At 37.6% G+C, this 24,980-nt stretch carries 28 protein-coding genes; 13 read left to right on the top strand and 15 right to left on the bottom strand.

Translation table 11 applies throughout. The features are described from left to right. Window positions 1–80 precede the first annotated feature (80 nt). Window positions 81–866 carry an AraC family transcriptional regulator gene (locus tag MKY78_RS07795; RefSeq protein ID WP_339217197.1) on the bottom strand — a complete coding sequence of 262 codons (786 nt, stop codon included), beginning with the start codon at window positions 864–866 and terminating at the stop codon, window positions 81–83. A gap of 147 nt (window positions 867–1,013) precedes the next feature. Here MKY78_RS07795 and MKY78_RS07790 point away from each other — a divergent pair, with 147 nt between their 5' ends. Further along, window positions 1,014–1,838: an aldo/keto reductase gene (locus MKY78_RS07790; protein ID WP_186869607.1), complete on the top strand. Its 825-nt coding sequence runs from the start codon at window positions 1,014–1,016 to the stop codon at window positions 1,836–1,838. A 340-nt stretch (window positions 1,839–2,178) separates the two neighbouring features. Then, window positions 2,179–3,237: a ribosome small subunit-dependent GTPase A gene (gene rsgA / locus MKY78_RS07785; protein WP_339217196.1), complete on the top strand. Its 1,059-nt coding sequence runs from the start codon at window positions 2,179–2,181 to the stop codon at window positions 3,235–3,237. 48 nt (window positions 3,238–3,285) lie between these two features. On the opposite strand, the gene MKY78_RS07780 is transcribed toward rsgA, so the two are convergent. After that, entirely contained in the window at window positions 3,286–3,891 is a 606-nt protein-coding gene (locus MKY78_RS07780) for a hypothetical protein (RefSeq protein ID WP_339217195.1), read from the bottom strand. 120 nt (window positions 3,892–4,011) lie between these two features. Beyond that, the gene (locus MKY78_RS07775) at window positions 4,012–4,551 is read right to left on the bottom strand and encodes an HD domain-containing protein (RefSeq protein WP_339217194.1); all 540 of its coding nucleotides are present in this window, start codon (window positions 4,549–4,551) and stop codon (window positions 4,012–4,014) included. Between the two features lie 139 nt (window positions 4,552–4,690). Here MKY78_RS07775 and fni point away from each other — a divergent pair, with 139 nt between their 5' ends. The 8 genes from fni to MKY78_RS07735 all read left to right on the top strand — a co-directional run bounded on the left by fni (window position 4,691) and on the right by MKY78_RS07735 (window position 12,626). Then, window positions 4,691–5,749, top strand: coding sequence for a type 2 isopentenyl-diphosphate Delta-isomerase (gene fni, locus MKY78_RS07770; RefSeq protein WP_339217193.1), 1,059 nt, complete (start codon window positions 4,691–4,693; stop codon window positions 5,747–5,749). 211 nt (window positions 5,750–5,960) lie between these two features. After that, window positions 5,961–6,803 carry an MBL fold metallo-hydrolase gene (locus MKY78_RS07765; RefSeq protein WP_339217192.1) on the top strand — a complete coding sequence of 281 codons (843 nt, stop codon included), beginning with the start codon at window positions 5,961–5,963 and terminating at the stop codon, window positions 6,801–6,803. Between the two features lie 77 nt (window positions 6,804–6,880). Next, window positions 6,881–7,600: a DsbA family oxidoreductase gene (locus MKY78_RS07760; protein ID WP_211742332.1), complete on the top strand. Its 720-nt coding sequence runs from the start codon at window positions 6,881–6,883 to the stop codon at window positions 7,598–7,600. A gap of 193 nt (window positions 7,601–7,793) precedes the next feature. Beyond that, the gene (locus MKY78_RS07755; protein WP_186869614.1) at window positions 7,794–8,747 is read left to right on the top strand and encodes an ABC transporter permease; all 954 of its coding nucleotides are present in this window, start codon (window positions 7,794–7,796) and stop codon (window positions 8,745–8,747) included. Next, window positions 8,737–9,687: an iron chelate uptake ABC transporter family permease subunit gene (locus MKY78_RS07750; protein ID WP_186869615.1), complete on the top strand. Its 951-nt coding sequence runs from the start codon at window positions 8,737–8,739 to the stop codon at window positions 9,685–9,687. Before MKY78_RS07755 ends, MKY78_RS07750 begins: the two co-directional genes overlap by 11 nt. Continuing rightward, the gene (locus MKY78_RS07745) at window positions 9,681–10,436 is read left to right on the top strand and encodes an ABC transporter ATP-binding protein (RefSeq protein WP_186869616.1); all 756 of its coding nucleotides are present in this window, start codon (window positions 9,681–9,683) and stop codon (window positions 10,434–10,436) included. Before MKY78_RS07750 ends, MKY78_RS07745 begins: the two co-directional genes overlap by 7 nt. 380 nt (window positions 10,437–10,816) lie before the next feature. Beyond that, the gene (locus MKY78_RS07740; protein ID WP_339217191.1) at window positions 10,817–11,758 is read left to right on the top strand and encodes a siderophore ABC transporter substrate-binding protein; all 942 of its coding nucleotides are present in this window, start codon (window positions 10,817–10,819) and stop codon (window positions 11,756–11,758) included. A gap of 178 nt (window positions 11,759–11,936) precedes the next feature. Beyond that, complete coding sequence (locus tag MKY78_RS07735) at window positions 11,937–12,626, top strand: SurA N-terminal domain-containing protein (protein WP_339217190.1); 690 nt, start codon at window positions 11,937–11,939, stop codon at window positions 12,624–12,626. Between the two features lie 53 nt (window positions 12,627–12,679). Here the strand turns inward: MKY78_RS07735 and hisC are convergent, their stop codons facing one another. From hisC to hisZ, 9 genes are read right to left on the bottom strand one after another with little or no spacing between them, the layout of a single operon-like run. After that, the gene (gene hisC / locus MKY78_RS07730; protein WP_339217189.1) at window positions 12,680–13,750 is read right to left on the bottom strand and encodes a histidinol-phosphate transaminase; all 1,071 of its coding nucleotides are present in this window, start codon (window positions 13,748–13,750) and stop codon (window positions 12,680–12,682) included. Window position 13,751: 1 nt separating this feature from the next. After that, the gene (gene hisIE, locus MKY78_RS07725; protein ID WP_339217188.1) at window positions 13,752–14,384 is read right to left on the bottom strand and encodes a bifunctional phosphoribosyl-AMP cyclohydrolase/phosphoribosyl-ATP diphosphatase HisIE; all 633 of its coding nucleotides are present in this window, start codon (window positions 14,382–14,384) and stop codon (window positions 13,752–13,754) included. Then, entirely contained in the window at window positions 14,384–15,148 is a 765-nt protein-coding gene (hisF, locus tag MKY78_RS07720) for an imidazole glycerol phosphate synthase subunit HisF (RefSeq protein WP_339217187.1), read from the bottom strand. The genes hisIE and hisF overlap by 1 nt, the downstream gene beginning before the upstream one ends. Beyond that, window positions 15,138–15,860: a 1-(5-phosphoribosyl)-5-[(5-phosphoribosylamino)methylideneamino]imidazole-4-carboxamide isomerase gene (hisA, locus tag MKY78_RS07715; protein ID WP_339217186.1), complete on the bottom strand. Its 723-nt coding sequence runs from the start codon at window positions 15,858–15,860 to the stop codon at window positions 15,138–15,140. Before hisA ends, hisF begins: the two co-directional genes overlap by 11 nt. Beyond that, a complete protein-coding gene (gene hisH, locus MKY78_RS07710; RefSeq protein WP_339217185.1) occupies window positions 15,857–16,462 on the bottom strand; it encodes an imidazole glycerol phosphate synthase subunit HisH in 606 nt (201 codons plus the stop codon). The genes hisA and hisH overlap by 4 nt, the downstream gene beginning before the upstream one ends. A gap of 14 nt (window positions 16,463–16,476) precedes the next feature. Then, window positions 16,477–17,061: an imidazoleglycerol-phosphate dehydratase HisB gene (gene hisB, locus MKY78_RS07705; RefSeq protein WP_339217184.1), complete on the bottom strand. Its 585-nt coding sequence runs from the start codon at window positions 17,059–17,061 to the stop codon at window positions 16,477–16,479. Continuing rightward, on the bottom strand, window positions 17,058–18,338 hold the full coding sequence (hisD, locus tag MKY78_RS07700; RefSeq protein WP_339217183.1) for a histidinol dehydrogenase: 1,281 nt from the start codon (window positions 18,336–18,338) through the stop codon (window positions 17,058–17,060). The genes hisB and hisD overlap by 4 nt, the downstream gene beginning before the upstream one ends. 1 nt (window position 18,339) lies before the next feature. Further along, on the bottom strand, window positions 18,340–18,966 hold the full coding sequence (gene hisG, locus MKY78_RS07695; protein ID WP_339217182.1) for an ATP phosphoribosyltransferase: 627 nt from the start codon (window positions 18,964–18,966) through the stop codon (window positions 18,340–18,342). Continuing rightward, on the bottom strand, window positions 18,954–20,180 hold the full coding sequence (gene hisZ, locus MKY78_RS07690) for an ATP phosphoribosyltransferase regulatory subunit (protein ID WP_339217181.1): 1,227 nt from the start codon (window positions 20,178–20,180) through the stop codon (window positions 18,954–18,956). The genes hisG and hisZ overlap by 13 nt, the downstream gene beginning before the upstream one ends. A gap of 115 nt (window positions 20,181–20,295) precedes the next feature. On the opposite strand from hisZ, the gene MKY78_RS07685 reads away from it, so the two are divergent. The 3 genes from MKY78_RS07685 to murB all read left to right on the top strand — a co-directional run bounded on the left by MKY78_RS07685 (window position 20,296) and on the right by murB (window position 22,692). Then, entirely contained in the window at window positions 20,296–21,114 is an 819-nt protein-coding gene (locus tag MKY78_RS07685; protein WP_339217180.1) for a histidinol-phosphatase HisJ family protein, read from the top strand. A 105-nt stretch (window positions 21,115–21,219) separates the two neighbouring features. Next, on the top strand, window positions 21,220–21,528 hold the full coding sequence (locus MKY78_RS07680) for a YbaN family protein (RefSeq protein WP_339217866.1): 309 nt from the start codon (window positions 21,220–21,222) through the stop codon (window positions 21,526–21,528). A 246-nt stretch (window positions 21,529–21,774) separates the two neighbouring features. Next, the gene (gene murB, locus MKY78_RS07675; protein ID WP_339217179.1) at window positions 21,775–22,692 is read left to right on the top strand and encodes a UDP-N-acetylmuramate dehydrogenase; all 918 of its coding nucleotides are present in this window, start codon (window positions 21,775–21,777) and stop codon (window positions 22,690–22,692) included. A 49-nt stretch (window positions 22,693–22,741) separates the two neighbouring features. Here murB and ehuA read toward each other — a convergent pair whose 3' ends face one another. The 3 genes from ehuA to ehuC are packed head-to-tail and all read right to left on the bottom strand — an operon-like array spanning window position 22,742 to window position 24,962. After that, on the bottom strand, window positions 22,742–23,560 hold the full coding sequence (gene ehuA, locus MKY78_RS07670; RefSeq protein ID WP_339217178.1) for an ectoine/hydroxyectoine ABC transporter ATP-binding protein EhuA: 819 nt from the start codon (window positions 23,558–23,560) through the stop codon (window positions 22,742–22,744). After that, window positions 23,560–24,273 carry an ectoine/hydroxyectoine ABC transporter permease subunit EhuD gene (gene ehuD, locus MKY78_RS07665; RefSeq protein WP_339217177.1) on the bottom strand — a complete coding sequence of 238 codons (714 nt, stop codon included), beginning with the start codon at window positions 24,271–24,273 and terminating at the stop codon, window positions 23,560–23,562. The genes ehuA and ehuD overlap by 1 nt, the downstream gene beginning before the upstream one ends. After that, window positions 24,270–24,962, bottom strand: coding sequence for an ectoine/hydroxyectoine ABC transporter permease subunit EhuC (gene ehuC / locus MKY78_RS07660; RefSeq protein WP_339217176.1), 693 nt, complete (start codon window positions 24,960–24,962; stop codon window positions 24,270–24,272). Before ehuC ends, ehuD begins: the two co-directional genes overlap by 4 nt. Between the last annotated feature and the right edge of the window lie 18 nt (window positions 24,963–24,980).

Here is a 24,980-nt window from a genome sequence, read left to right as displayed (position 1 = left end):
TTTAAATTCTACAATTTCAATTTAATTACCAGTCTTCTATGACAAAGTAAAAGTGTTTCTACAACATTAACATGAAGTAATCATTTATTTTTCTCCTGGTTTGCTTTTGTTGTATCAAAGAGAAGTTTAGGCAAATTAATTAAAATGGGTGGATCATATGGAAGGGCTTCTCTTAAGGTGACCTCTGTAAAGGAAGCACGATGATGTTCTGTATCGACAGGTTTTTCTGCAATCCCTCTTAACGCATTGGACAATAAGAAATAGCTTAATGGATTTAAACTTTTGGCTATCGCTACAGCAAGGACATAATATTTTCCCTTTGGGACGTTTGAGAATGTACAGCTTGTCTGCTGATGGTTTATGGCGGTTCCGATAATGGGAGCTTGATCAGGTATTGGTTTAGAAAAAAGTCCAATAAAGATAAGCCCGTTAAAAGAAGGTGGTACTATGATTCTACATGTAACAGATGGTTCTAACGCTTCTAATGGTAGTAGATTAGTTGAGACGTCGTATTCGTTCATGAAGCGATGGAGTGGCTTTATATTTTTCTGAAACTGTTTTGGTGATAAACCAACATATTGTTTAAACTTAGAGCTAAAAGATCCAGCACTACGAAATCCAGCACCAAGTACAGCTTTGATGATGGAGTCAGAAGGATTTACTAGCGCTTCCTTTCCTGCTTCAATCCGTAGTGCAGAAAGATAATGACGAGGTGGAACACCTGTAACCTCTTTAAATACTCTGCTGAAATGGAATGGGCTATAACCGACATGATTTGCTAATTTTTCTGAGGTTATTTCCTCATCTAAATGATCATTCATATATTCGATTGCTTGTAGGATTATTCTCTTTTTCTCGTTCGTCATCCATTGTCACCTTACCATGAGATCTTTTCACTTTTAAATAAAAATTCGACATTATTTCATGAAATCCTTTTTTGAAATCAGGATATTTTTCTAGGAAAATTGGTTATGTTAAAATGGTATATATTTCTACATAAAGGAGCGATGAGTATGGATTATGTAACATTAAACAATGGTTTACAAATGCCGAAACTCGGATTTGGGGTTTGGAAGGTATCAGACGATGAAGCGGAAAAAGCTGTAAAAGAAGCTATTAAAGTCGGATATCGCTCTATTGATACAGCAATGATCTACCAAAATGAAGCAGGCGTAGGTCGAGCAATTGCTGAAGCAGGTGTTCCACGTGAGGAATTATTTATTACAACAAAAGTGTGGAACTCCGATCAAGGCTATGATAGTACAATAAAAGCATTTGAAGCTAGTCTAGAAAGATTAGGCCTTGATTATGTGGATTTATATTTGATTCACTGGCCAATGCCAAATGATGATTTATATGTGGAAACATATAAGGCATTAGAAAAGTTATACAAAGATGGTAAAGTGAAATCAATCGGTGTATGTAACTTCCATATTGAGCACTTGCAACGTCTCTTAGATGAGTGTGAAGTCGTTCCAGTTCTGAACCAAGTAGAATGCCATCCGTATTTACAGCAAGCAGAATTAAAGGCTTTCTGTAAGGAGCATGATATCTTCGTAGAGGCTTGGAGCCCACTAATGAATGGTAAAGAAGTGTTAGAAAATGAAGTAATTAAGGGAATTGCGGAAGCACATGGAAAAACACCAGCCCAAGTTATTCTTCGTTGGCACCTACAATATGATAATATCGTGATTCCGAAGTCTGTAACGCCTTCCCGAATTGAAGAAAACTTTAATGTGTTTGATTTTGAGTTAAGTGAAGCTGATATGAACAAAATTGCTGATTTAAATAAAGATTTTCGAAGCGGAGCAGATCCAGCTGAATTTCATGTAAAATAATTAAGAACGAGATGCAGGGAGACCATCCTTGCATCTCTATTTTTTTTCAGCAGAACGGACCATGTAATAGCCTCAGCTGTATACTAGTATAGTTTTCTCTTATGAAAGTAAGATAAAGTAGTTGGATTTTAAATTATAAGATTTTTAAAATAATAGTAACTATTTTATAGATAATGTAGTAAACTAAAAGAGAAATAACTTGGTTCATCCATTTTAAAAGGAGTGATGTTTTATGAGAGAAATGAAAATGCTTAAACGAAATCTTAGTAAAACTTTTAAATTGGAGGAACGGTCGGTGTAATGCTCGTATCCTCCGTCTATTTCAAGGAGGAATTTTATATTGCATAATCTAGAAACGCTAGGTTGGAAGAATGAATTTAATGTAGATCAAGAGAACGTGGTTCGTATTCTTACCGTGCAGAAAAATAGCTATCGAGCTTCTGACGGTGAACTAGACTATCAAGCCCATTTAAGTGGGAAATTTTTAAATGAATCAACAAGTCCATTAGATTTTCCTGCAGTTGGGGATTGGGTAGAGGTTCAGAAGTTATCAGAAGAGAGAAAAGCGGTAATCAAACGTGTTTTACCTAGGGCAAGTCAATTTGTTAGGCAAGCTGCCGGTGAGCGAACAGACCCTCAGATTGTGGCAGCAAATATTGATATCGCTTTTATAGTGAATTCACTGAACCATGATTTGAATGTAAGAAGAATAGAACGTTATATTTTGCTAGCTTATGATAGTGGCGCAATGCCAATCGTGTTATTAACGAAGAAAGATCAGGCAACAGAAGATGAAATCGAAGAGGCTATTTCTTCTTTTAAAGAAGTTGCAATCGGAGTACCAATTCTTGCTATAAGCAGCCTAACAGGTGAGGGTATAGAAGAATTGATGAACCATTTATCAACAGGAAAAACAGGTGCCTTATTAGGTTCTTCCGGTGTTGGAAAGTCTACGTTGATTAATGCTATCGTCGGGTATGAGGTTCAAGAGACGAAAGGTATCCGCGAAGATGATAGTAAAGGCCGTCACACTACGACACACAGAGAAATGTTTATGCTGCCTAATGGTGCGATGTTAATTGATACTCCTGGTATGCGCGAGATTCAGCTATGGGATGGGGAATCTGCAATGGAGACGACTTTTCAGGATGTTGAAGTCTTGGAAAAAGAATGTCGCTTCTCCGATTGCGCACATAAAACAGAGCCAGGTTGTCGAATTCAAGAGGCTTTGGAAACGGGAGAACTTTCCGAAGAACGATATGCCAGTTATTTGAAGCTTCAGCGAGAAATTGCCTTTGAAAAACGAAAACAAAATCAAAAGGCGAAATTAGAAGAAAAGAGTAAATGGAAGAAAATTAGCAAACAGCAAAAGGACTCTTATAAACATAGAGCTCGGTAATCGTGATAAAGGGCGTTGGCTAAGTAGCCAGCGCCCTTGTAATTTTTCCTACAGAATAAGTAAAATTAATCGGTACACAACATAGAATCCGGTTAGGAAAAGTACAGCTGTTTTGATATCATGACGTGCAACATAAAGATATGAAATCATGAATACAGCTATATTTAAGAAAATAGTTGCTAAGGAACTAATCCATGAGTGAATGGTAATATTTAAGAGATCGAATGGTATGGATAGGAGCAAAAATATACTTGGTAAAATCAACCAGGCTCCTAATTTTTCAAAGAAAAAGTTCCAATCATATTTAAGCCCCTTTTTACTAGCGACATTTTGGTACACTAAAATTAATAGGGCAAGAGCAATTGCATAAGATATAGTACGGTGGAAGTAGCCAAAGTAATCACTAAATCCAAAATATCTTGCCAGGTCTAAGTATTCGAAAATACTTAAGAAATTACTAAGTAAAATTAGAACAAGAAATGCAATTATCGTAATAAGTCCAAATTGATGTTTTCCCTTTGCTTCCTCGGTAAGAATAGAGTCAGGATTTTTTAATGTATTGAAGACATATTGAAAATAATTATCGACTTGTCCCGACTTTGGTTTCTTTTTCTGTTCATCTACTACACTATCCGTTTTTACTTCATTTTCCATAATAAATCTAGCCTCCATAAATTGTTATACCTTCATAATACGAAACATTTAGTCGGAATTGGTCGGTTTATGGAAGAATGATTCAATATTACCATTACTTGGTAGTAATAAAGTTGGGTGTTATTGGAAAAAGCGACGGACTAATTGCTCATATTCCTGGAAATAATCTGGGATTTCATGATTAGCTAGACCGATACGCATATTTTGGACAATCGATTCGTTATACCATTTTTGCTCATCTATTCCTGCATTAAAGCTATCCCACACTTTTGGTCCTTGTTCCATAAGGTCTTTTTCTAACCCTTGTAAATTATCTAGTTTATCAGCGACTATCAAATATTTAATCTCCTTATCAGCATGCTTTACTGTATCAATTGTATGCTGCTTACGTTCTTTCCATGACTTTGATTTATTTTCAGTATGAGCAGCCACGATTTCGGCTACCCTTTTACCAAAATGCTTTTCAATATCCTCTATTTCATAAATGGTGTCTTCTACAACATCATGAAGGTAACCTGCACATACTAATTCATCAGAGAATCCTTCTTTTTCAAGTCTTTCTGCAACTCGGATTGGGTGGGTAATATAGTCGGCATTAGAATTTTTCCGCTTTTGTCCTGCATGGGCAAGTGTTGCGAATTCTCTTGCTTTCTTTTTCAATGAATATATCTCCTTTCAAGATCCCTTTTTCTTCATTATAAAGAATCGAAGGAGCATTTTACATCATCATCACTTTACTTTCATTCAAAGTAAGAAACAAGTAAACTGTAAATAGATAACGTGGATTGGAAGTGTGGATATGGCTGAACAAGGTATTAATAAACGTAAAACAGAACACATTCGATTATGTCTCACCGATCAAGTCGAAGGTGTGAATAAATCTACCGGATTAGAAGGAATTTCTTTTATACATAATGCTTTACCAGAAATTAACTTCTCTAATATAGAAATTAATACGTCCTTTTTACAAAAGGAAATACGTGCACCGTTTCTCGTAAGCTCAATGACAGGTGGTTCGGAGCTAGCCACTGAAATAAATCAGAACTTAGCACTAGCGGCAGAACAGAGGGGATGGGCAATTGCACTTGGATCTACTAGGGCATTGTTAGAAAGTGATAAGCATCAGGATTCCTTTTTAATACGAAAGCAAGCGCCAACTGTACCGTTGATTGCAAATCTTGGAGCAGTACAGCTTAACTATGGATATGGTGTAGAGCATGCCCAAAGGATTGTAGACATGACAGAAGCTGATGCGCTATATCTTCATTTAAATACACTACAAGAAGTGATACAAGATGAAGGGGATTTAAACTTTGAACAGTTACTTCCCAAAATAGAAGCAGTATGTAAATCGCTAACAGTCCCGGTTGGTGTAAAGGAAGTAGGTTTTGGGATAGATGGCACCGTTGCTAAGAAATTGCATGATGCTGGGGTAGCATTCGTGGATGTCGCAGGTGCTGGAGGAACCTCCTGGAGCCAGGTAGAAAAGCTTCGTTCGAAAGATCCATTACGTAAGGCAGCAGCAGAAGCATTTAATAACTGGGGAATTCCGACGAAGGATTGTATCGTGTCTGTACGAAGTGAATTAGCTGAAGTCCCATTAGTTGCAAGTGGCGGAATGAAAACAGGGCTGGATGCTGCAAAAGCAATTACGATTGGTGCAGATATGATCGGATTTGCTAGATCTCTTCTACAAGCGGCAACAGATTCGGTTGAAGCAGTTGTTAAGGTAATGGAACAAATAGAATTTGAGCTAAAAATTACGATGTTCGGTATCGGAGTTAAGAATCTAAATGAGCTTAAGAACACGAACCGAGTTACGATTATGGGTAAATCTTTATTGGAGGAACAGGACTGAGCGATTATTATCGTTTAGTCTTGTTTTTTTATGTGATGAAATGGGAGGTTGACATATTCTTCGGGATTTGGCGACGGTCTTTCAGGATTTAACCACCTATCTTCAGGATTTGATAGGTAAACTTCAGGATTTCACCTTTTCCATCAATTCCCTATATAGTTCTAGCCCTCGAACAAATACTAATCTTAAACTAGATAAAAGGAGTTTTTGAATGGATAAGGATATTTTTGAAAGCAGTGACTCTAAGTATATTCCGATGACATCGGTACAGAGTAGGATTGGTCATGAGGTGGCAACAGATGTTTATTATTATACCAACCAAATTGTAAACATTATTTTCCTTGGCGATCCAGGCAATAGGAAATGGTATTTAATTGATGCTGGAATGCCTAAATCCGCACCGGAAATTATCAATCAAGCAGCGGAACGGTTTGGTGAGGGTAGTCAACCGGAAGCTATTATTTTAACCCATGGCCACTTTGACCATGTAGGAGGATTAGTGGAATTATTAGAAGGCTGGCATGTTCCGGTATATGCACATGAAGCGGAATTTCCGTATTTGACTGGGGAGCTAAGCTATCCAGAACCAGATTCTACAGTAGAAGGTGGAATGCTTGCTAAACTATCTGCCATCTACCCGAATGAGCCGATCAATATTAAACCCTACTTGAAACCATTACCAAAAGAGGGTCAGCTACCTGGGCTAGAGGAATGGAAATGGATTCACACTCCTGGACATAGCCCTGGTCATGTTTCACTCTTTCGTGAACGAGATGGCCTGTTAATTTCTGGGGATGCATTTGTTAGTGTTAGACAGGATTCCTTTTATAAGGTACTTACCCAAAAGCCTGAGGTATGTGGACCACCTCGCTATTTAACAACAGATTGGCTGTCTGCTAAAATCTCAGTCGAAAGATTACAATCGCTACACCCTAGAATGGTTATCCCTGGTCATGGTGTGTCTCTACAAGGTGATGAATTAACAGAGGGATTACATGAGCTCGTGCTGAATTTTGATCAGGTTGCTGTGCCAGATTATGGGAAATACATTTAAGTACGATAAGCACAACATTACGATGTAAAATAATGTTGTGCTAAAATACTGGTAAGTGGAAAGAGGTGCGGTAATAAATGAAGATAGAAATTTGGTCAGATTTTGTCTGTCCTTTTTGTTATATAGGAAAGCGAAGGCTGGAGTTAGCCTTACATGAGTTTGAATACCGTGAGAATGTGCAAATAGTATTTAGAAGCTACGAGTTGTATCCGGATGCGGATGCTAAGACAGAGTTAAGTATTCATGAATTTCTAGCAGCGAAGAAAGGGATGCCTATAGAACAAGCTAAGCAATTAAATGAAAATGTAGGTAAACAAGCAGCGTCTGTTGGCTTAACCTATAATTTTGAAACGATGCAACATGCGAACACATTTGATGCCCATCGACTGGCTAAGTATGCGGACACGAAGCATTTAGGTACAGAAATAACCGAAAAACTATTGCATGCGTATTTTACTGATGGTGAATTAATTAGTGATTATTCTACATTGAAAAGGCTCGCAACCGAAGTTGGATTGGATCTGGAAGAGGTCGAGGAGTTGCTATTAACCAATCGCTATGCAAAACGTGTACGCGATGATGAAGAACTTGCAGAGAAAATTGGGGTTAGTGGAGTACCATTCTTTGTTTTTAATGAAAAATATGCTATTTCTGGTGCCCAACCTAAAGAGGTGTTTCAAGAAGTATTAGAAAAAGTATGGGAAGAAGAAAGTAAACAACCGACCTTACAAAACATCAACCCAAAAGAGTCTAAGACTTCTTATTGCACAGGCGAGGGTTGTGAAGTAGAAGACTAATATTTGTTTTATAGCTTGCTAAAGAACTAGCAGGCTTTTTTTCTATATAATGTTGAAAAATGTAGCTCTATTTTTATTGACGGATTATCCATATGTGCTATACTCGACATAGAGGTTTTTAATTGATAATGAATCTCATTCTTATTTAGAATTAATTAAATATAATAATGATTATTATTAAAGGATTTTTCATATGAAATTACGTTACTTGGTTATCGTGCTTATTGTTTTGTCTATTGTATCGGTTTTCATCGGAGTTTCCGATGTTACACCACTAGACTTGTTTAGTCTGACAGAAGATCAGGCTCAAATTCTATTAGTTAGTAGACTGCCAAGGTTAGTAAGTATCTTAATTGCGGGTATGAGTATGAGTGTTGCAGGGCTTATTATGCAACAGCTTAGTAGAAACAAGTTTGTTTCTCCAACTACTGCAGGTACATTGGATTCTGCTAGATTAGGTGTTCTAGTTTCATTATTAGTATTCACTGCGGCTAGTCCACTACAAAGAATTCTAGTATCCTTTGCTTTTGCATTAATTGGCACATTCATCTTCATGAAGCTACTAGACCGAATCAAATTTAAGGATGCTATTTTTATTCCGTTAGTTGGGTTAATGTTTGGGAATATTATCAGCTCCATGGCTACGTTTCTTGCGTATAAGAATGATTTGATACAAAACATGTCTTCTTGGATGCAAGGCGATTTTTCCATGATTATGAGTGGGAATTATGAGGCTATTTATATTAGTATTCCGATTTTAGTGTTAGCGTTCCTTTACGCAAATAAATTCACTATAGCCGGTATGGGTGAGGATTTCTCAAAGAATCTAGGGCTTAATTATCGGCAAGTAGTCAATATTGGATTGGTTGTTGTGGCACTTGTAACAGCATCTGTCGTACTAACCGTTGGTGTGATACCATTTCTAGGATTAATTATTCCGAATATCGTGGCGATCTATCAAGGTGATCATTTAAAGAAAACACTACTACACACGGCATTTCTTGGTGCCATCTTTGTACTGATCTGTGACATTGTTGGTCGAACGATTATTTATCCATATGAAATTCCAATTAGCCTAACGGTTGGTGTAATAGGTAGTGCGATATTTATCTACCTATTATTAAGGAGAAAGAAATATGGCCTATAAGAAAAAAACAATCATTCTCGCTATCGTAGCAATCGCATTAACCGTATTGTATGTTCTCTATGATTTAAAAGGCAATGTAGGTTACATATTGCCAAGAAGAATTATAAAAGTCCTAGCAATCGTGTTAACGGGTGGAGCTATTGCGTTTGCCACAACGGTATTTATGACGATTACAAACAACCGAATACTCACACCAAGCGTACTAGGATTAGATTCATTATATATGCTAATCCAAACCTTTATTATTTTTGTCTTTGGATCTAATTCTCTTATTATGATGAACAGCAGTATTAACTACCTAGTTTCTATTGCAGCAATGATTGTATTCTCATTATTACTTTACCAGTTCCTTTTTAAGGGAGAGAAAAATAATATATACTTTCTCCTACTAATCGGAATGATCTTGGGGACGTTCTTTAATAGCTTTACATCATTCTTTGAGGTTTTGATTGATCCAAATGAATTTATGGTAGCCCAGGATAGAGGATTTGCAAGTATTAATAACGTTAACAAAGATTTAGTTTACCTCTCTATTGGAATCATTGTTCTCGTATTACTGTACTTTATAAGGTTCTATAAATATTTAGATGTTATAGCGCTTGGAAAAGATGATGCGGTTAATTTAGGGGTAAGCTATGATTATGTCATTAAACGGCTTCTAATCATTGTTTCCATTCTAACAGCTGTTGCAACTGCATTAATTGGCCCGATAACATTCTTAGGACTATTAGTAGTCAATATAACATATGAATTCTTGAAGACATACCGTCATTTATATATTTTACTAGCGTCTGTATTCATTAGTATTATTGCACTTGTTGGAGGGCAATTTATTGTCGAAAAGATATTTACCTTCCAAACAACTATTAGTGTCATTATTAACTTTATTGGTGGCGCGTACTTTCTATATCTTTTGTTAAAGGAGAATCGATCATGGTAGAGGTTAAAAATCTGTTGAAGACATACAACCGTAAAAAGGTCGTCGATGATGTTACCCTGAAAATTGAAAAGGGTACGATGACATCGTTTATCGGCCCTAACGGTGCTGGTAAAAGTACCTTGATTTCGATAATTACTCGATTGATAGCAAAAGATTCCGGAAACATTCAAATCGATGGTCAAGATGTTTTAAAAACAGATAGTAATGAGCTGGCAAAGAAAATATCTGTATTAAAGCAATCGAACAGCATTAATCTGAAGTTAACGGTTCGCGAATTAGTTTCTTTTGGTAGATTTCCGTATTCAAAAGGAAAACTAACGAAGGAAGATGAAGAGAAAATTGACGAAGCTCTTAACTATATGGAGCTTATGGAATTAGAAAATAAATATTTAGATGAACTTAGTGGTGGTCAAAGACAGCGAGCTCATATTGCTATGGTTATTGCTCAGGATACAGAATATATCTTCCTGGATGAACCACTGAATAATCTAGATATGCGCCATTCAACACAAATCATGAAGATTTTAAGAAGGTTAGTTGATGAATTAGGAAAAACGATTCTAATTGTAATTCATGATATCAACTTCGCATCCTGCTATTCAGACAATATTGTCGCACTTAAGGATGGGAAGATTGTGAAACAGGGACGTGCGTGTGATGTTATTGACGCATGTGTTCTGAAGGAACTATATGACATGGATATTGAAATCCAAGAAGTTGGCGATAAGCGAATCTGTGTCTATTACTAATTGGTTAAGATCTAATGTTGTGTGAAAAGAATAGAGAGAATCTTTTTACGCCAAATAAAAAAGCCCTTCATAATGGAAGGGTAACATTTATCACCAAACCACTATAAAGGGAACTCACAAATTCATCATACCTTATATTTTTTGGTTGGTAAATGATTATGCCCGGATTTCGTGTTTCATTCCAATGATTCTATTTTGGGAAATTGTAGAGCGCTCCAATTTCCGCTAGTGGCTCATCTGCCAATTATTGGAAGACACGTATTACATAATGAAGCGGTAAAAAAATAGAAACAGTATCTTTTTGGGGGACATAATTCTTCCCTATTCTAAGTAATACAACATTAGCTTAATAAATATAAACATAAAAGGAGAAATACCTTATGAAGAAAATTTTAATACTATTTAGTATTAGTATATTGTTTACCGTATTAGCAGCATGTGGTGATTCAGAGGATACAGGATCGAAGCAATCTGCTGAAGCAGAAAAGATTAGTATTAAGCATGAGCTGGATACAACGGATGTACCAGTAAATCCGGAGAAAGTAGTAGTATTTGACTTTGGTACTTTAGATAGCTTAGACAAGCTAGGTATTGATGTAACGGGAGTACCTCAAGGAGGATCTATTCCTGAATATCTATCGAAGTTTGAGAGTGATGACTATGAAAATGTTGGTTCTTTGAAAGAGCCAGACTTTGATAAGCTTGCAGAAATTGATCCAGACCTAATTATTATTTCTGGTCGTCAGGCTGAACTTTATGACCAATTAACGGAATTAGCACCAACTATTTATCTTGGTGTAGATACGACTCGCTACATGGATTCATTTAAAGAAAACCTTGATGTAATTGGCAAAATATGGGGTAAAGAAGAGGAAATTCAAACACAACTAGCAGCAATTGAAGATTCGATTGCAAGCTTACAAGAAAAAGCAAAAGCTAGCGATGTGAATGGTTTAATTATTCTAGCGAATGATGATAAGATTAGTGCCTATGGTGCTAATTCAAGATTTGGTTTAATTCATGATGTATTCGGTATTAAGCCTGTTGATGAAAATATTGAAGCTTCTACACATGGTATGAATGTATCCTTTGAATATGTAGTGGAGAAGGATCCAGATATGCTGTATGTTATTGACCGCAGTGCAGCAGTTGAAGGTAATAGTACTGCAAAACAACTTGTAGAAAATAAATTAGTTGAAAATACAAAAGCATACCAAAATGATAACATTGTCTATTTAAATCCTGATTTCTGGTACTTATCTGGAGGCGGATTAGTCTCTGTTGAGGAAATGGTAAATGAAATCAGTGATAGTTTAGAATAAAAGAAGAAAGCAATCCTAATTATAAAAATTGGGATTGCTTTTTTTCTGCTTTATTCTTAAGCTATGTGTTCTGTAATAGGGAAATTTCAGTTCTTTCTTATAAGGATAGTGCAGTTTCTTGCATTCGCAGTCCAAATTATGTTTGAATAGAACTACTACTTAGGAAATGAGGTATAACATGAAAAAATTAATAGTAAGCTTCATGATGATAGGTTTAATCGCTATATTAGCTGCGTGTGGAGATGATAAAGAAGAAAAAGCACAAGAGACCATACAGCCTCAGGATATTACGATGGAAGAAGATGAAAAGGTAACAGATGACGATGTAGTGATTAACATTAATGATACAGAAGTAACAGGTCATCACTATAATACGATATATTTACAAACAAAAATTCGTGCGTATCAATTTGGACAAGATATAGAAGATAAAGAAAACATTAAGGAAATTACGCTTAATGAGATTATTGCCCAAGAGTTAATTAAGCAAGAAGCAGAACGATTAGGTATTGAAGTTTCGGAGGAAAACGTACAAGAAGAGTTAGATACGTTAAAATCAGAAAATGAAGAGCAATTTGAAGCTTATTTAGAAACGTATAACCTAACAGAGGATTCTTTAAAAGATCAAATTCGTTTTTCACAAATTCTAAATCAATTTATTGAGGAAGAAATCGAAATTGCTGAAGTAACAGAAGATGATATAAAAGAGACATATGATCAATTAAAGAAAGATATGGAAAATATCATGGAGTTCGAGCAGGCAGAACCAATTATCGAACAGCAGCTAACGGAACAACGTGAAGCAGACGCTTTACAAGCTAAGGTAGAAGAATTAATGGATGATGCAAATATTGAGAAGCATATTTAAAATTATGGAAAAGTACATGGCAAATCGAGCCATGTACTTTTTTATAAGCACGATTATTTTTCAGGTTTTTGTAAGATGATTTTCAGTCTTTCTAGCAATGTAATCATATCTTGTTTTGTGCCTATAGTAATTCTAATGAATTTATCTATAGTTGCCTTTGAGAAGTGCCTAACTAATATACCGTTCTCCTTTAGCTGAACATATAACGATTTCGCTTTCTTAGTTGGATGAGAAATAAAGATGAAGTTAGCTTGTGAAGGTAATATGTGAAATCCTAGTTGAGATAGTTCTTCACTAAGCCATTCTCGCGTTTCAATCACCTTGGCTGTTGTCTTTTTGTAGTAAGAGTCTGCGTTCATAGCAGCTATGGCGCCTGCCATAGCTAGTCGATCTATCGTATACGAGTTAAAGGAGTTTTTTATGTTATTTAGGCCCTCAATTAATTCTGGGCTTCCGATTGCATAGCCAACTCTAAGTCCTGCTAGTGACCTAGATTTTGAAGTGGTTTGTATCACAAGCAAATTAGGATATTTCTGTATAAGTGGTACAGCTGACTCCTTTGCAAAATCACTGTATGCTTCATCAATGATAACGACTTTTTCCTGGTTATGCAAAAGGATTTCCTCTATTTGCTCGATAGGTAATAGTATGCCTGTAGGTGCATTCGGGTTAGGGAAAATTACCCCGCCTTCTGAATGGAGTAAGGAATTCGTATGTAATGTAAAGTCCTGATTTAATGTAACCTCTTCATAAGGTATGTTAAACAGCTTAGCATAAACAGTGTAAAAGCTATACGTAATAGCTGGGAAACGTATTGTTACTCCTGGTTCAAAAAAGGCCATAAAGGAAAAGGCAAGCACCTCATCCGAGCCATTTCCTACAAAAATATTTTCTTTTCTTACATCATATGCTTTAGCAATGGCTTCCCTTAATTCATCAACAGTTGGCGATGGATATAACTTCAAGGATTCCCCAATTTCATTCTGTATGGCCTGTATAACCGATTCAGGAGGTGGATACGGATTTTCATTTGTATTTAGCTTAATCAAGGAGGAATCATTTATTTGTTCACCAGGAACATAAGGGTCTGTACGATTCACCATGGAACTCCAATACTTACTCATTCTATTTCCCCTCTTTAGCAAGATGCCTTTTGATTAGTTCTTCTTTAATATCAGATTCTGTAATGCCCATTTGTTCCATTAGAACTAATATATGGTAGGTAAGATCGGCTATCTCCCAAATTGTTTCTTCGTTATCTTGGTTTTTTGCTCCAATTATCACTTCACTAGTTTCTTCTCCTACTTTCTTGAGAATTTTATCGATGCCTTCGCGGAATAAATACGCTGTATACGAATCTGCAATGGCTTCCTGCTTCCGGCTTTTAATCAGGGAAGCTACTTTTTGGATAATCGGAAACGAAGGATCTTTTCCTTGATATAACGTATGGTGAAAACAAGTCTCCTCTCCAGTATGACAAGCTGGTCCTTTAGGATCTACGGTGATGAGGAGACTATCGGCATCACAATCATACGTAATCTGATGGACGATTTGTTTATTTCCTGATGTTGCTCCTTTATTCCAAAGTGCTTCTCTACTCCTTGAGTAAAACCATGTTTCTTTGGTGTCGATTGTTTTTTGTAAGGACTCTTGATTCATATAAGCTAACATTAAGACATTTCCGGAGGATTGGTCCTGGATAATGGCAGGGATTAAGCTGCTTTTTATAAATAATTTCTCTATATTTAATGGATCCATTAAGAAACACTCCTTATTTGGATATTTTGTTGAGCTAAATATTGTTTCAGGGACGCTATATTAATGAGATCATAGTGAAAAACCGAAGCAGCAAGTGCTGCATCTGCGATATTATCACGTAACACTTGTTGAAAATGTACAGGGCTTCCAGCTCCACCACTAGCAACAATCGGTATATTAACCTGATCAGCTATTGCCTTGGTAAGGGGGAGGTTATAACCGTTTTTTATCCCATCTACATCGATGGAATTAATAACAAGCTCACCAGCACCTAATTGCTCTCCCTGAATGGCCCATTCTAGTGCGTCTATCCCGGTATTAGTTCTGCCACCATTTTGATAGACATGCCATTTCCCAGGTTCGGTTTCTTTAGCATCAATGGATAGCACGATACATTGGGTGCCGAATTTAGCAGCAGCTGTCTCTATGAGTGTAGGGTTCGTGATGGCGGCACTATTAATGGATACTTTATCAGCTCCTGAATGAAGAACTCGATAAATATCATCAATGGTTCTAATACCGCCACCGACCATAAATGGGATATTAATCGTCGCAGCAACCCTTTCTACCATATCTAAAAAAATATTACGTTCTTCGTTCGATGCGGTAATATCATAAAAGACTAATTCGTCTGCGCCTTCATTGTTATAGCGCATTGCCAGCTCAACTGGATCTGCTACATCCTTAATATCTTGAAATTTCTTGCCCTTTACAACCCTTCCTTTATCGACATCAAGGCAAGGGATAATTCGTTTAGCCAACATCTGCTGTTACCTCCAGTAGCTCTACTAAATTTAGACTATTATCATATAAAGCCTTTCCGATAATGGTGCCATAGAGATCCATTTCTTTTAGTTTTATGACATCCTCCACATTCGAAATTCCTCCTGAGGCAATCACACGCATAGACGTTGCCTTTTGGATGGTTTCAATTTCGTTGAAGTTGGGACCTTGTAACATACCATCCTTTAAAATATCTGTATAGATAATCGTTTGAACACCAATAGCCTCAAGCTGCCTTACTAAATCTACGGCTAATACATTACTTGTTTTTCGCCATCCTTCCGTCGCAACATAGCCATTACGGGCATCAATGGAAACAGCGACTTTGTCTTTAAAGGTGCTCACGGCATGACGAATAAGGGGGAGGTTCTGTATGGCTGCGGTACCGAGTATGACGCGACCAACACCTATAGCTAAATAGTCTTCGATCTGCTCGATACTTCGGATACCACCCCCAACCTGGACTGGAACATTCGTATTGGAAGTGATCTGTTGAATAATTGCTTGGTTGGTTGATTTACCTGTTTTTGCACCATTTAAGTCGACGATATGTAATGCTTCTGCTCCTTGGGAAATCCATTGGTTAGCAATCTCGTTCGGATTGCCACTATAGATTTGCTCTTTCGCATAATCCCCTTGTGTTAGCCGCACACAGTTGCCGTTTAATAAATCAATTGCTGGAAATAGAATCATAGGTACATCTCCTTAAAATTGTTTAAAAGTTGTAAGCCAACTTCACTGCTTTTTTCAGGGTGAAATTGCATGCCAATGATGTTGGCTTTTTGTACAAGTACAGGTATTTCCGTTCCGTATGTGCAGCTACCAATAACATCATTACCATCTACCTTATTGGCAAAATAGGAATGGACGAAATATACGTATGCATTGTCAGGGAGATTCATCGTAATATCATCTCCCTTTCTTAGCTGAAGTGTATTCCAGCCCATATGTGGTACCTTAACAGAAGAAGGAATTCTTTCGATATGTCCTTCTAATAATCCAAGTCCGTCAGAATGTCCACCTTCATCACTCGTTTGGTAGAATAACTGCATACCTAAACAGATACCAAGAATAGGCTTTCCTGTGCTTGCCTCTTCGCGGATAATCTTGTCTAGGCCAGCTCTCTTTAATTCCTTCATGGCATCTTGGAACGATCCGACACCTGGTAGTATAATAGCTTGGCTGTTTCTGATAAGCGCTTCGTCTTGTGTAAGCGTATTTTCTAGGTTTAGCTGGGATAGTGTAAATTGAAGACTTTTTATATTTCCCGCCCCGTAATCCATAATGGCTATCATATGAACCCTCCTTATTAAAGCATTCCCTTCGTAGAGGGTACCCCAACAATTCTTGGATTTTTGATACTGGCCGTGTCTAATGCGCGACCGAAGGCTTTGAAAATCGATTCTATTATATGGTGTGTATTGCTTCCGTAAAGTAGATTAATATGTAGGTTAATCTGTGCTTGATTAACGAAAGCTTGGAAGAATTCTTCTACAAGCTCTGTATCAAAGCTACCAACCTTTTCCTTTAATCCTTCTACGTTATAAACCAAATAAGGTCTTCCACTAATATCTATCGTTACAGTAGTCAGTGCTTCATCCATTGGTGTTGTGACAGACGCATAACGATTAATACCTTCTTTATCCCCAATACAACGGTTAAATGCCGTTCCTAACACAATACCAATATCCTCCACGGTGTGATGCTGATCGACTTCTAAGTCGCCATCACATACGAGGGATAAATCGAATAATCCATGCTTGGCAAATAGAGTAAGCATATGGTCGAAGAATCCGACTCCTGTACGTATGCTGGCTGTTCCGTTTCCATCAAGAGATAGCTCTAATTGAATAGATGTCTCCATTGTTTTTCGCGATAATGAGCTTTTTCTCATAAAACACTGTCCCTTCGTATTTGGATAGACATGGCATGTCCTTTTAGTCCTTCTGTTCTAGCTAGACAATCAATCGTGTCTGCTACTTCTAATAATGCTTGTCTAGAATAGCTGATAATACTCGATCGCTTGATAAAGTCATACACGCCAAGTGGTGAGGAAAACTTCGCCGTCCCACTCGTTGGCAAGGTATGATTAGGGCCAGCGAGATAGTCTCCAAGTGGTTCCGGTGAAAACGGCCCTAAGAATATGGCTCCAGCATTTTTTATTTGGCTGAGTTTAGCAGAAGGATTGGATACCATAAGCTGTAAGTGCTCAGGGGCTATTTGATTAGCTAAATCAAACGCTTGTTTTTCAGAATCAGCAAGAAGGATGCACCCTTTATTTTGAATTGATTTCTGCGCGATTTCACGACGCTCTAATTCGCTTAATTGTTTGGTTACCTCAGCGGCAATCTCATTAGCTAATGTGGAGCTAGTCGTAATGCAAATGGCACTTGCTTCCTCATCATGCTCTGCCTGTGATAGTAAGTCAGCAGCAACATAAGAAGGGTTTGCAGAATCATCAGCAATGATACAAATTTCACTTGGGCCAGCAATCATATCAATAGCCACATCACCATAGACCCATTTTTTAGCACGTGCCACATAGGCGTTACCTGGTCCGACGATTTTATAGACCTTTTCGACAGTTTCTGTTCCATAACTAAGTGCTGCAATGGCTTGTGCACCACCCATTTTATATATCCGATTAACTCCAATAAGAGAGGCAGCTACTAAGACATATGGATTAATGCTTCCATCTGGCCTTGGAGGAGTTGCTATACTAATGGAGCTTACGCCAGCAATTTTGGCAGGGATTGCATTCATTAAGACAGAAGAAGGGTAATTCGCTTTTCCACCTGGGATATAAATTCCTACCTTCTCAATCGGTGTAACCTTTTGTCCTAATGTGATGCCATTTGGGTCGTCCGTAAACCATGATGTTTCCTGTTGGTTTCGATGGAAGGCCTCAATATTTTTAGCAGCGAGCTGTAACGATTCTATGAACGGCTCTCCTACCATAGTCTTTGCCTTCTCCATTTCTGAATCTGAAACGGTTAACGCGTCAATTACTGCATCATCAAATTGTTCGGTAAATTCTTTTACGGCGCTGTCGCCATCTTTTCTAACTTTTTCTATAATAGATTTAACCGTATCGTCTAGCGCTCCCCCTTGTTGGGCGAGGTCTTGGTTGTGACGGTTTTGCATAAATTGGTTTGCAGATATAATCTTCATCTTATCCCTCCAAAGCCCGTTGTAGACTGCGAATGAACGTCTCTATTCTAGCCGTTTTCGTTGCAAAGCTTGCCTTGTTCGTAATCAATCTAGTGCTTATTTGATCAAGCTCTTCTAAAACGATGAGTCCATTCTCTTTTAATGTTCTACCTGTTTCTACAATATCGACAATGACATCTGCCATACCAATTAGCGGGGCTAGCTCAACAGAGCCATTTAATTTAATGGTCTCCACTTGGATGCCCTTTTTTTGAAAATGACTATTTGCAATATATGGATATTTGGATGCTACTACTAGTCGATTTTTGTTTAAGACAGCGGATTCCTTACCAGCAATGACGAACTTACATTTCCCTTCCTTTAAATCTAGCATTTCATAGACATCTTTGGCGGATTCCAAAATATTATCCTTTCCAACAATTCCGAGATCAGCCGCTCCTTTTTCCACATAAGTTGGCACATCCACAGCCTTTACGAAAATCAGTTGTACTTCCTGTTTCGAATCAAAGAAGACGAGCTTTCTACTATTCTCTTGTAAGTCTGTAAAATTATAGCCAGCTTTATGGAGTAATCGAATCGTACCTTTTATCGTCCTACCTTTTGCTAAAGCTAGCGTTATCGGTTGCATGTATTCTCCTCCTTTAGGGATTGTAATCGTTGTAGAAGTTGTTCCTCGCTGTTAAATGGCTCGGTTTCTCCTTCGTACATGACCGTTTTATTAGATTTAGTAATGGTAATGACGTACGTGCCACTAGCTCCTTCATTTCTATTTGATAGAATGGTTTGATAGTGTAACTCTCTTAACCGCTTCGCTAATTGTATGGCCACCGCTACGTTCTGCTCATCAAATCGAATGACTACTTGCTCTCTTACTGGAAGCGGATTGGGGCGTGCAGAGAGAAGGGTGTCAACATCATAAGCAAATCCGATAGCCGGTATTGGGCTGGCAAATTGTTCAGCTAGATTGTCATATCTTCCACCAAATAAGACGGGCTTGCCAATATTTTCAATATATCCCTGGAAGGTGATATCGGAGTAATAGCTCATGCTGCTAATCAGTCCTAAATCGACGACAATATAATCACGAAAACCATATTCGGCTAGCATAGAAAACACCTCTTTTAATCGATGCAGTGCACTCGTCATCTTATTCGTGAGGGAGAGTGATAAAGCCTTATCCAACACCACATCTGGTTTGCCGTATAGAAGCGGGATTGTTAGCAATGACTCTTTCATAGATGGTTCTATGTCAAGCCTAGATAAGAACTCCTCTAGACCAGTAAAGTTCTTCGAAATGATGAGCTGCTTAAATTGATCCTCTTGTTCCTTGGAAAGAGATAGCATTTGGAGTATTTCATTTACGACCCCTGCATGACCCATTTCTATCTTGAAATTGGTAAACTCTAAATCTAGTAAACAATCAATAGCAAGTGAAATTACTTCCATATCTGCTTCGGCGTGAGGATTTCCAAGTAGCTCTACACCTGCTTGTGTTTTGACATAACCATATTTGGCTTGAAAAGAAGTTCTAAAGACATCGAGTATGTATGAGTAGCGCGCTTCTTTTTCGAATTCGTCATTTTGTGATACGGCTAATTGTGTAATCGGAATGGTAACATCAGGCCGCAATACTAGTACCTTTCCTTCAGGTGAAATGAACTTAATCATGTCATCTAGCGCAATCGTACCTTGAACAGATGAATAGAGATCATACGTTTCAAAGGCTGGAGTTTTAACTTGGTTAAAGCCATACTGCTTAAAGCGATTCTTTAATACTTGAATGAAGGATTCTTGCACATCATATTCCTGTATGGTTAAAAATGGTTTTGGATAGGGTTCCATAACAGACTCCTTTTAAAAACTTTATTAATTTATCACTTTATCACTTTATCAAACTAAAGTTATATTGTATTCTATAAGGTAAGGAAGTAAATGTCAAGTCATGGGGGGAATTTTAATGTTTGATTATCACGTACATAGTGATTATTCAGCGGATTGCACAACACCGATGGAGGAAACCATTAAGAAAGGGATTGAAATTGGGTTAAAGGAAATTTGTTTTACTGAGCATATAGATTATGATTATCCAGATCCATCATTCGTCTTTGAGTTTGATTTAATGTCATATGATCGCAGTATAAAACAAATGCAGGAAAAATATCAGAAGTGGATTACTATCAAGAAAGGAATAGAAATCGGGGTCGAGCCACAACTTTTAGACCGGTATAAGGAGTTAGTGAGGCAGGAGGACTTTGACTTTGTAATTTGTTCTATGCACACAACAGATCGTACGGATTTGCATTCTGGTAAATTTTTTCAAAATAGAACCGTAGAGGAAGCTTATGCGACCTATTATGAGCAATTATTGTACTGTATTCAGCATTTTGACGATTTCTCTGTTCTTGGCCATCTTGATTTAGTAAAACGATACAAAGAGGGGAGTAACAGCGATTTTCATGAAGTAATTACGGAAATTCTAAAATTAGTTATAGCAAAGGGGAAGGGAATAGAGTTAAATACATCTGGCTTTCGATATGGATTGGATAGTGGAATGCCGAGTAATGATATTTTACAGCTGTATCGTGAATTGGGAGGAGAGATCATAACTCTTGGTTCTGACTCTCATAGAGCCGATACGTTAGGCTATGAGTTTAAGGCCTCTTTAGAATTATTGTCATCATTAGGGTTTAACTATATAACCACCTTTGATAAAGGAGAACCAAGCTTTTACAGAATTGTGCAACAGGGTAAGATGTCAGATAATGTTTCCAAGTAGCACAAGAAGTGAGGGATTAAATGATAGGATGGTGTTACAGTAATGATAAATATAGTGGGTATTTAACAGATGATAAGAAGAATGGGTTTACTTATTGTTGGATGAATATCACTAGGATTAGCGATTATCGGCATCATAGTCCCACTAAGCCCAACGACACCTTTATTCCTTCTTGCTGCAATTTGCTTTGTTCGTAGCTCAGATAGGCTATATGAATGGTTAATCACACAAAAGTACCTAAGCCCATATATTAAAAACTACCGAGAGGATAAGGGAATTCCTGTATCCGTCAAGATTACTGGTGTAATATTGCTGTGGACTTCTATGCTAATTACCATCTTTTTTGTCGTTCCACTTATCGCGGTAAAGCTTATTCTAGCTGGTGTTGCCGCATTTTTTACTTGGTTTATTTAAATACAGAAGAAGTTAATTAAGGCTCATTACGATTAGTTGGCATGCAATTAATGGAAAGGGCATATAAAAGAATAGTGCATTCGCAATTAAGTGGCATGAAAACGAAAAATAACTTACAATGATTAAAGATGACTTTTTTGCAGATAGGGAAGCTCGGGTAATCTTTCCAACTTGCATAAGAATAACGCACATATGTTGATAATGTGAGTTTATCTAATTGGACTTTGATTAAAGGAATGATTTGTAGTGATCAATCATCATGTATATGAAAAGCTAATTAACATTACATCAGAGAAGAATGTATTGGTTAATGAGCCTTTAAAAAACCATACTTATACACGCCTTGGTGGAGCAGCTGATTGGCTCGTTACACCAGAAACATATGAAGAAGTAAGACAGATTGTTAAGCTTGCGAACAAAGAAGAAGTACCATTTACATTACTAGGAAATGGTTCTAATTTAATTGTGAAAGATGGCGGTATCCGCGGAATCGTCATGAATTTATATAAATTAAACGAGATTAAAACCGTTGGGACAAAGGTTGTTGCCCAAAGTGGTGCACGTATTATTGATACGTCTCGAGAAGCTCTAAACCAACGCTTGACCGGGTTGGAATTTGCCTGTGGTATCCCAGGATCTGTAGGTGGGGCATTATATATGAATGCTGGTGCTTATGGTGGAGAAATAAAGGACTGTTTAGAAAGTGCGGTTGTCGTAGATCGGTATGGTGAGGTATTAACATTGCCTGCTAAAGCGTTAGATCTAGCATACCGTACTAGTAACATTGCTGATAACGGCTATATTGTACTAGAAGCCACCTTTGCCTTAGAGATAGGGGATTATGATGAAATAAAGGCGGTAATGGATGACTTAACCTTCAAACGCGAGTCGAAGCAACCACTTGAATATCCATCCTGTGGAAGTGTATTTAAGCGTCCTCCTGGTTACTTTGCTGGGAAGCTAATTCAAGATAGTGGACTACAAGGTACACAAATAGGTGGTGCACAGGTTTCTTTAAAGCATGCAGGTTTTATTGTTAACAAAGACAATGCAACTGCTGACGAATATATTCGTTTAATCCGCCATGTTCAGGCTACCGTGAAAGAAAAGTTTGGCGTTAGTTTAGAACGTGAAGTAAGAATTATCGGTGAGGATTTAGAATAAAAAAGCTGTACGTGGGTCATTCCACGTACAGCTTTTATGCTTCTAGCAATTAACTTCTAAAACGATGTAAGAACTGCTGCAAGCGTTCATTATGTGATTCCTCAAGAACCTCTTTTGGTGTTCCTTGCTCCGCGATAACGCCATTATCTAAGAAGATGACACGGTCTGCGACATCCAGTGCAAATTCCATCTCATGGGTAACAAGCACCATTGCCATTTCTCCTTCTTTCGCAATATCACGGATAACCTCTAACACCTCACCAACTAATTCTGGGTCTAAGGCAGAAGTTACTTCATCAAACAGCATTATTTTAGGACGCATTACTAAGGCACGAGCCATTGCAACACGTTGCTTTTGTCCACCAGATAGCTGACTTGGATAATTGTCTAATTTATCACCTAACCCAACCTTCTCGAGCATTTCAATGGAACGGTTCCTTGCCGTCTCTTTGGATTCTTTTTTCACATGAATAGGCGCTGTCATACAGTTTTGTAAAATCGTCATATGAGGGAACAAGTTAAAGTGCTGGAATACCATCCCAATATCCCCACGGACTTCTCGTAAATGCTTTTCATTTGCTGGAACAAGCTTCCCCTTCTTCTCCATATGCCATAGATTTTTGCCGTCAAATATGATTTCTCCAGATGTTGGTTGTTCTAATGTCATTAGCATGCGAATGATCGTTGTTTTTCCAGAACCACTTGGACCGATTAGCGCGACTTTTTCCCCTGGATAAATATCTAAGTTTAACCCTTTTAATACTTCGACATCTCCAAAGGATTTATGGACATTCTTATATTCCACTATTGGCTTTGTATCAGCTGGAATGATAAATCGACTTTCATTCTCTATTACGGAATCAACCATTAAATAATCGCTCCTTTGTTTTCTTGAATCGCTGCTTTTTTATCAAAGCGCAGGTTCATCTTCTTTTCTAGTTTATTGATTAAAATTGCAGAAGGATAGCTTAGCACGAGGAATATCAGTGCTACTATCGTATAAGCCTCAAGCATTCGGAAGTTAGAAGCTCCGTAAGTTTGTGCTAAGGCTAAGATACCCACTACCCCGATGGTTGATGCAAGTGGGACTTCTTTAAACATAATAATAAGATAGTTTCCTATCATTGGAATGGTAGGTGGGATGGCTTGTGGAAGAATGATTTTCGTCCACTTTTGTCTCGTTGAAAAGTTGAGCGCAGTAGATGCTTCCCACTGTCCCTTATCAACACCCTCTATTCCGGAACGATAGACTTCGCCAATATATGTACTAAAATGGATGCCTAACCCAATTATAGCACTTTCGAAAGAGGATAGTGATACACCAACTCCAGGCACCATTGGCCATGCATAATAGATAAAGAATAACTGAATTAAAGGTGGGGTGGAACGAATGAATTCCATCGTCCATGTGACGAGCCAGTTGACTGGTCCTGATTTTATTCTCCTCAGGAAGACCCACACGAAACCAAATAGTAAAGCAAATAAAAAGCAAGCAAATGTTAATCCTATTGTAACTCCTATTCCTTGTAAGATAAAAGGAAAGGCTTCAAAAAACATATCCCATTTCCAATTTATATTCATGTACTAGCCACTCCTCTCTTGGATATCTGTTCCCATTTACGAGTAAGGAGGATTAGTGGCAGAGCCATAAGAAAATAGAATACTAATAACAAGAAGTAAACGGTTGGTGCTTGAGATAAATCAGTGCTTCTCAGAATATTACCGTGATATAGAATATCTGTCATCCCAATCAAGGAAACAAGGGATGTAGCTTTGAGCATTTGAATGGAATAATTGCCGAACTCTGGTAACATCATTCGCAGCGCCTGAGGGAAAATAATGACTCTTAGTCGTTGAACACGCGAGAGATTAAGGGCGATAGAAGCCTCTGTTTGCCCTTTATCCACTGCTAAAATAGATCCACGAACAATTTCAGACATATAGGCCCCATAGTTTAGCGATATTGCTAATACTCCCGCCGTAAGCTTATTATCAATTCCAATATTAAATAGCATTGGAATAGCATAGTATAGCCAAAATAACTGTACAATTAAGGAGGTTCCACGGAAAATTTCTACATAGAAACTAGTAACTCCTCGAATCATTCTATTATTGGATAATCGGCAAAAGCCGGCAATAAAGGCAAATAGATAAGCAAAAATTACAGATAAGATAAATACTGTAATGGTAATATGGATACCCCTTATTAATACTGGAAATACTTCTATAATGGCATTAATTTTAATCACTCCTCCATATAAAAACTCCATAGGATTGACCCCTGAGTG

This window comes from Ornithinibacillus sp. FSL M8-0202 (assembly GCF_037975285.1).
GTDB lineage: Bacteria > Bacillota > Bacilli > Bacillales > Amphibacillaceae > Ornithinibacillus > Ornithinibacillus massiliensis.
The sequence above is the reverse complement of the archived record's forward strand: the minus strand, read 5'-3'. Positions and strand labels throughout refer to the sequence as shown.

Excerpts from the sequence above, each read along its gene's own strand:
- MKY78_RS07795 (WP_339217197.1), bottom strand. The coding sequence starts at position 866 with ATGACGAACGAGAAAAAGAGAATAATCCTACAAGCAATCGAATATATG.
- MKY78_RS07790 (WP_186869607.1), top strand. The coding sequence starts at position 1,014 with ATGGATTATGTAACATTAAACAATGGTTTACAAATGCCGAAACTCGGA.
- MKY78_RS07780 (WP_339217195.1), bottom strand. The coding sequence starts at position 3,891 with ATGGAAAATGAAGTAAAAACGGATAGTGTAGTAGATGAACAGAAAAAG.
- fni (WP_339217193.1), top strand. The coding sequence starts at position 4,691 with ATGGCTGAACAAGGTATTAATAAACGTAAAACAGAACACATTCGATTA.
- MKY78_RS07765 (WP_339217192.1), top strand. The coding sequence starts at position 5,961 with ATGGATAAGGATATTTTTGAAAGCAGTGACTCTAAGTATATTCCGATG.
- MKY78_RS07760 (WP_211742332.1), top strand. The coding sequence starts at position 6,881 with ATGAAGATAGAAATTTGGTCAGATTTTGTCTGTCCTTTTTGTTATATA.
- MKY78_RS07755 (WP_186869614.1), top strand. The coding sequence starts at position 7,794 with ATGAAATTACGTTACTTGGTTATCGTGCTTATTGTTTTGTCTATTGTA.
- MKY78_RS07750 (WP_186869615.1), top strand. The coding sequence starts at position 8,737 with ATGGCCTATAAGAAAAAAACAATCATTCTCGCTATCGTAGCAATCGCA.
- MKY78_RS07745 (WP_186869616.1), top strand. The coding sequence starts at position 9,681 with ATGGTAGAGGTTAAAAATCTGTTGAAGACATACAACCGTAAAAAGGTC.
- MKY78_RS07740 (WP_339217191.1), top strand. The coding sequence starts at position 10,817 with ATGAAGAAAATTTTAATACTATTTAGTATTAGTATATTGTTTACCGTA.
- MKY78_RS07735 (WP_339217190.1), top strand. The coding sequence starts at position 11,937 with ATGAAAAAATTAATAGTAAGCTTCATGATGATAGGTTTAATCGCTATA.
- hisC (WP_339217189.1), bottom strand. The coding sequence starts at position 13,750 with ATGAGTAAGTATTGGAGTTCCATGGTGAATCGTACAGACCCTTATGTT.
- hisIE (WP_339217188.1), bottom strand. The coding sequence starts at position 14,384 with ATGGATCCATTAAATATAGAGAAATTATTTATAAAAAGCAGCTTAATC.
- hisF (WP_339217187.1), bottom strand. The coding sequence starts at position 15,148 with ATGTTGGCTAAACGAATTATCCCTTGCCTTGATGTCGATAAAGGAAGG.
- hisA (WP_339217186.1), bottom strand. The coding sequence starts at position 15,860 with ATGATTCTATTTCCAGCAATTGATTTATTAAACGGCAACTGTGTGCGG.
- hisH (WP_339217185.1), bottom strand. The coding sequence starts at position 16,462 with ATGATAGCCATTATGGATTACGGGGCGGGAAATATAAAAAGTCTTCAA.
- hisB (WP_339217184.1), bottom strand. The coding sequence starts at position 17,061 with ATGAGAAAAAGCTCATTATCGCGAAAAACAATGGAGACATCTATTCAA.
- hisD (WP_339217183.1), bottom strand. The coding sequence starts at position 18,338 with ATGAAGATTATATCTGCAAACCAATTTATGCAAAACCGTCACAACCAA.
- hisG (WP_339217182.1), bottom strand. The coding sequence starts at position 18,966 with ATGCAACCGATAACGCTAGCTTTAGCAAAAGGTAGGACGATAAAAGGT.
- hisZ (WP_339217181.1), bottom strand. The coding sequence starts at position 20,180 with ATGGAACCCTATCCAAAACCATTTTTAACCATACAGGAATATGATGTG.
- MKY78_RS07685 (WP_339217180.1), top strand. The coding sequence starts at position 20,296 with ATGTTTGATTATCACGTACATAGTGATTATTCAGCGGATTGCACAACA.
- ehuA (WP_339217178.1), bottom strand. The coding sequence starts at position 23,560 with ATGGTTGATTCCGTAATAGAGAATGAAAGTCGATTTATCATTCCAGCT.
- ehuD (WP_339217177.1), bottom strand. The coding sequence starts at position 24,273 with ATGAATATAAATTGGAAATGGGATATGTTTTTTGAAGCCTTTCCTTTT.
- ehuC (WP_339217176.1), bottom strand. The coding sequence starts at position 24,962 with ATGGAGTTTTTATATGGAGGAGTGATTAAAATTAATGCCATTATAGAA.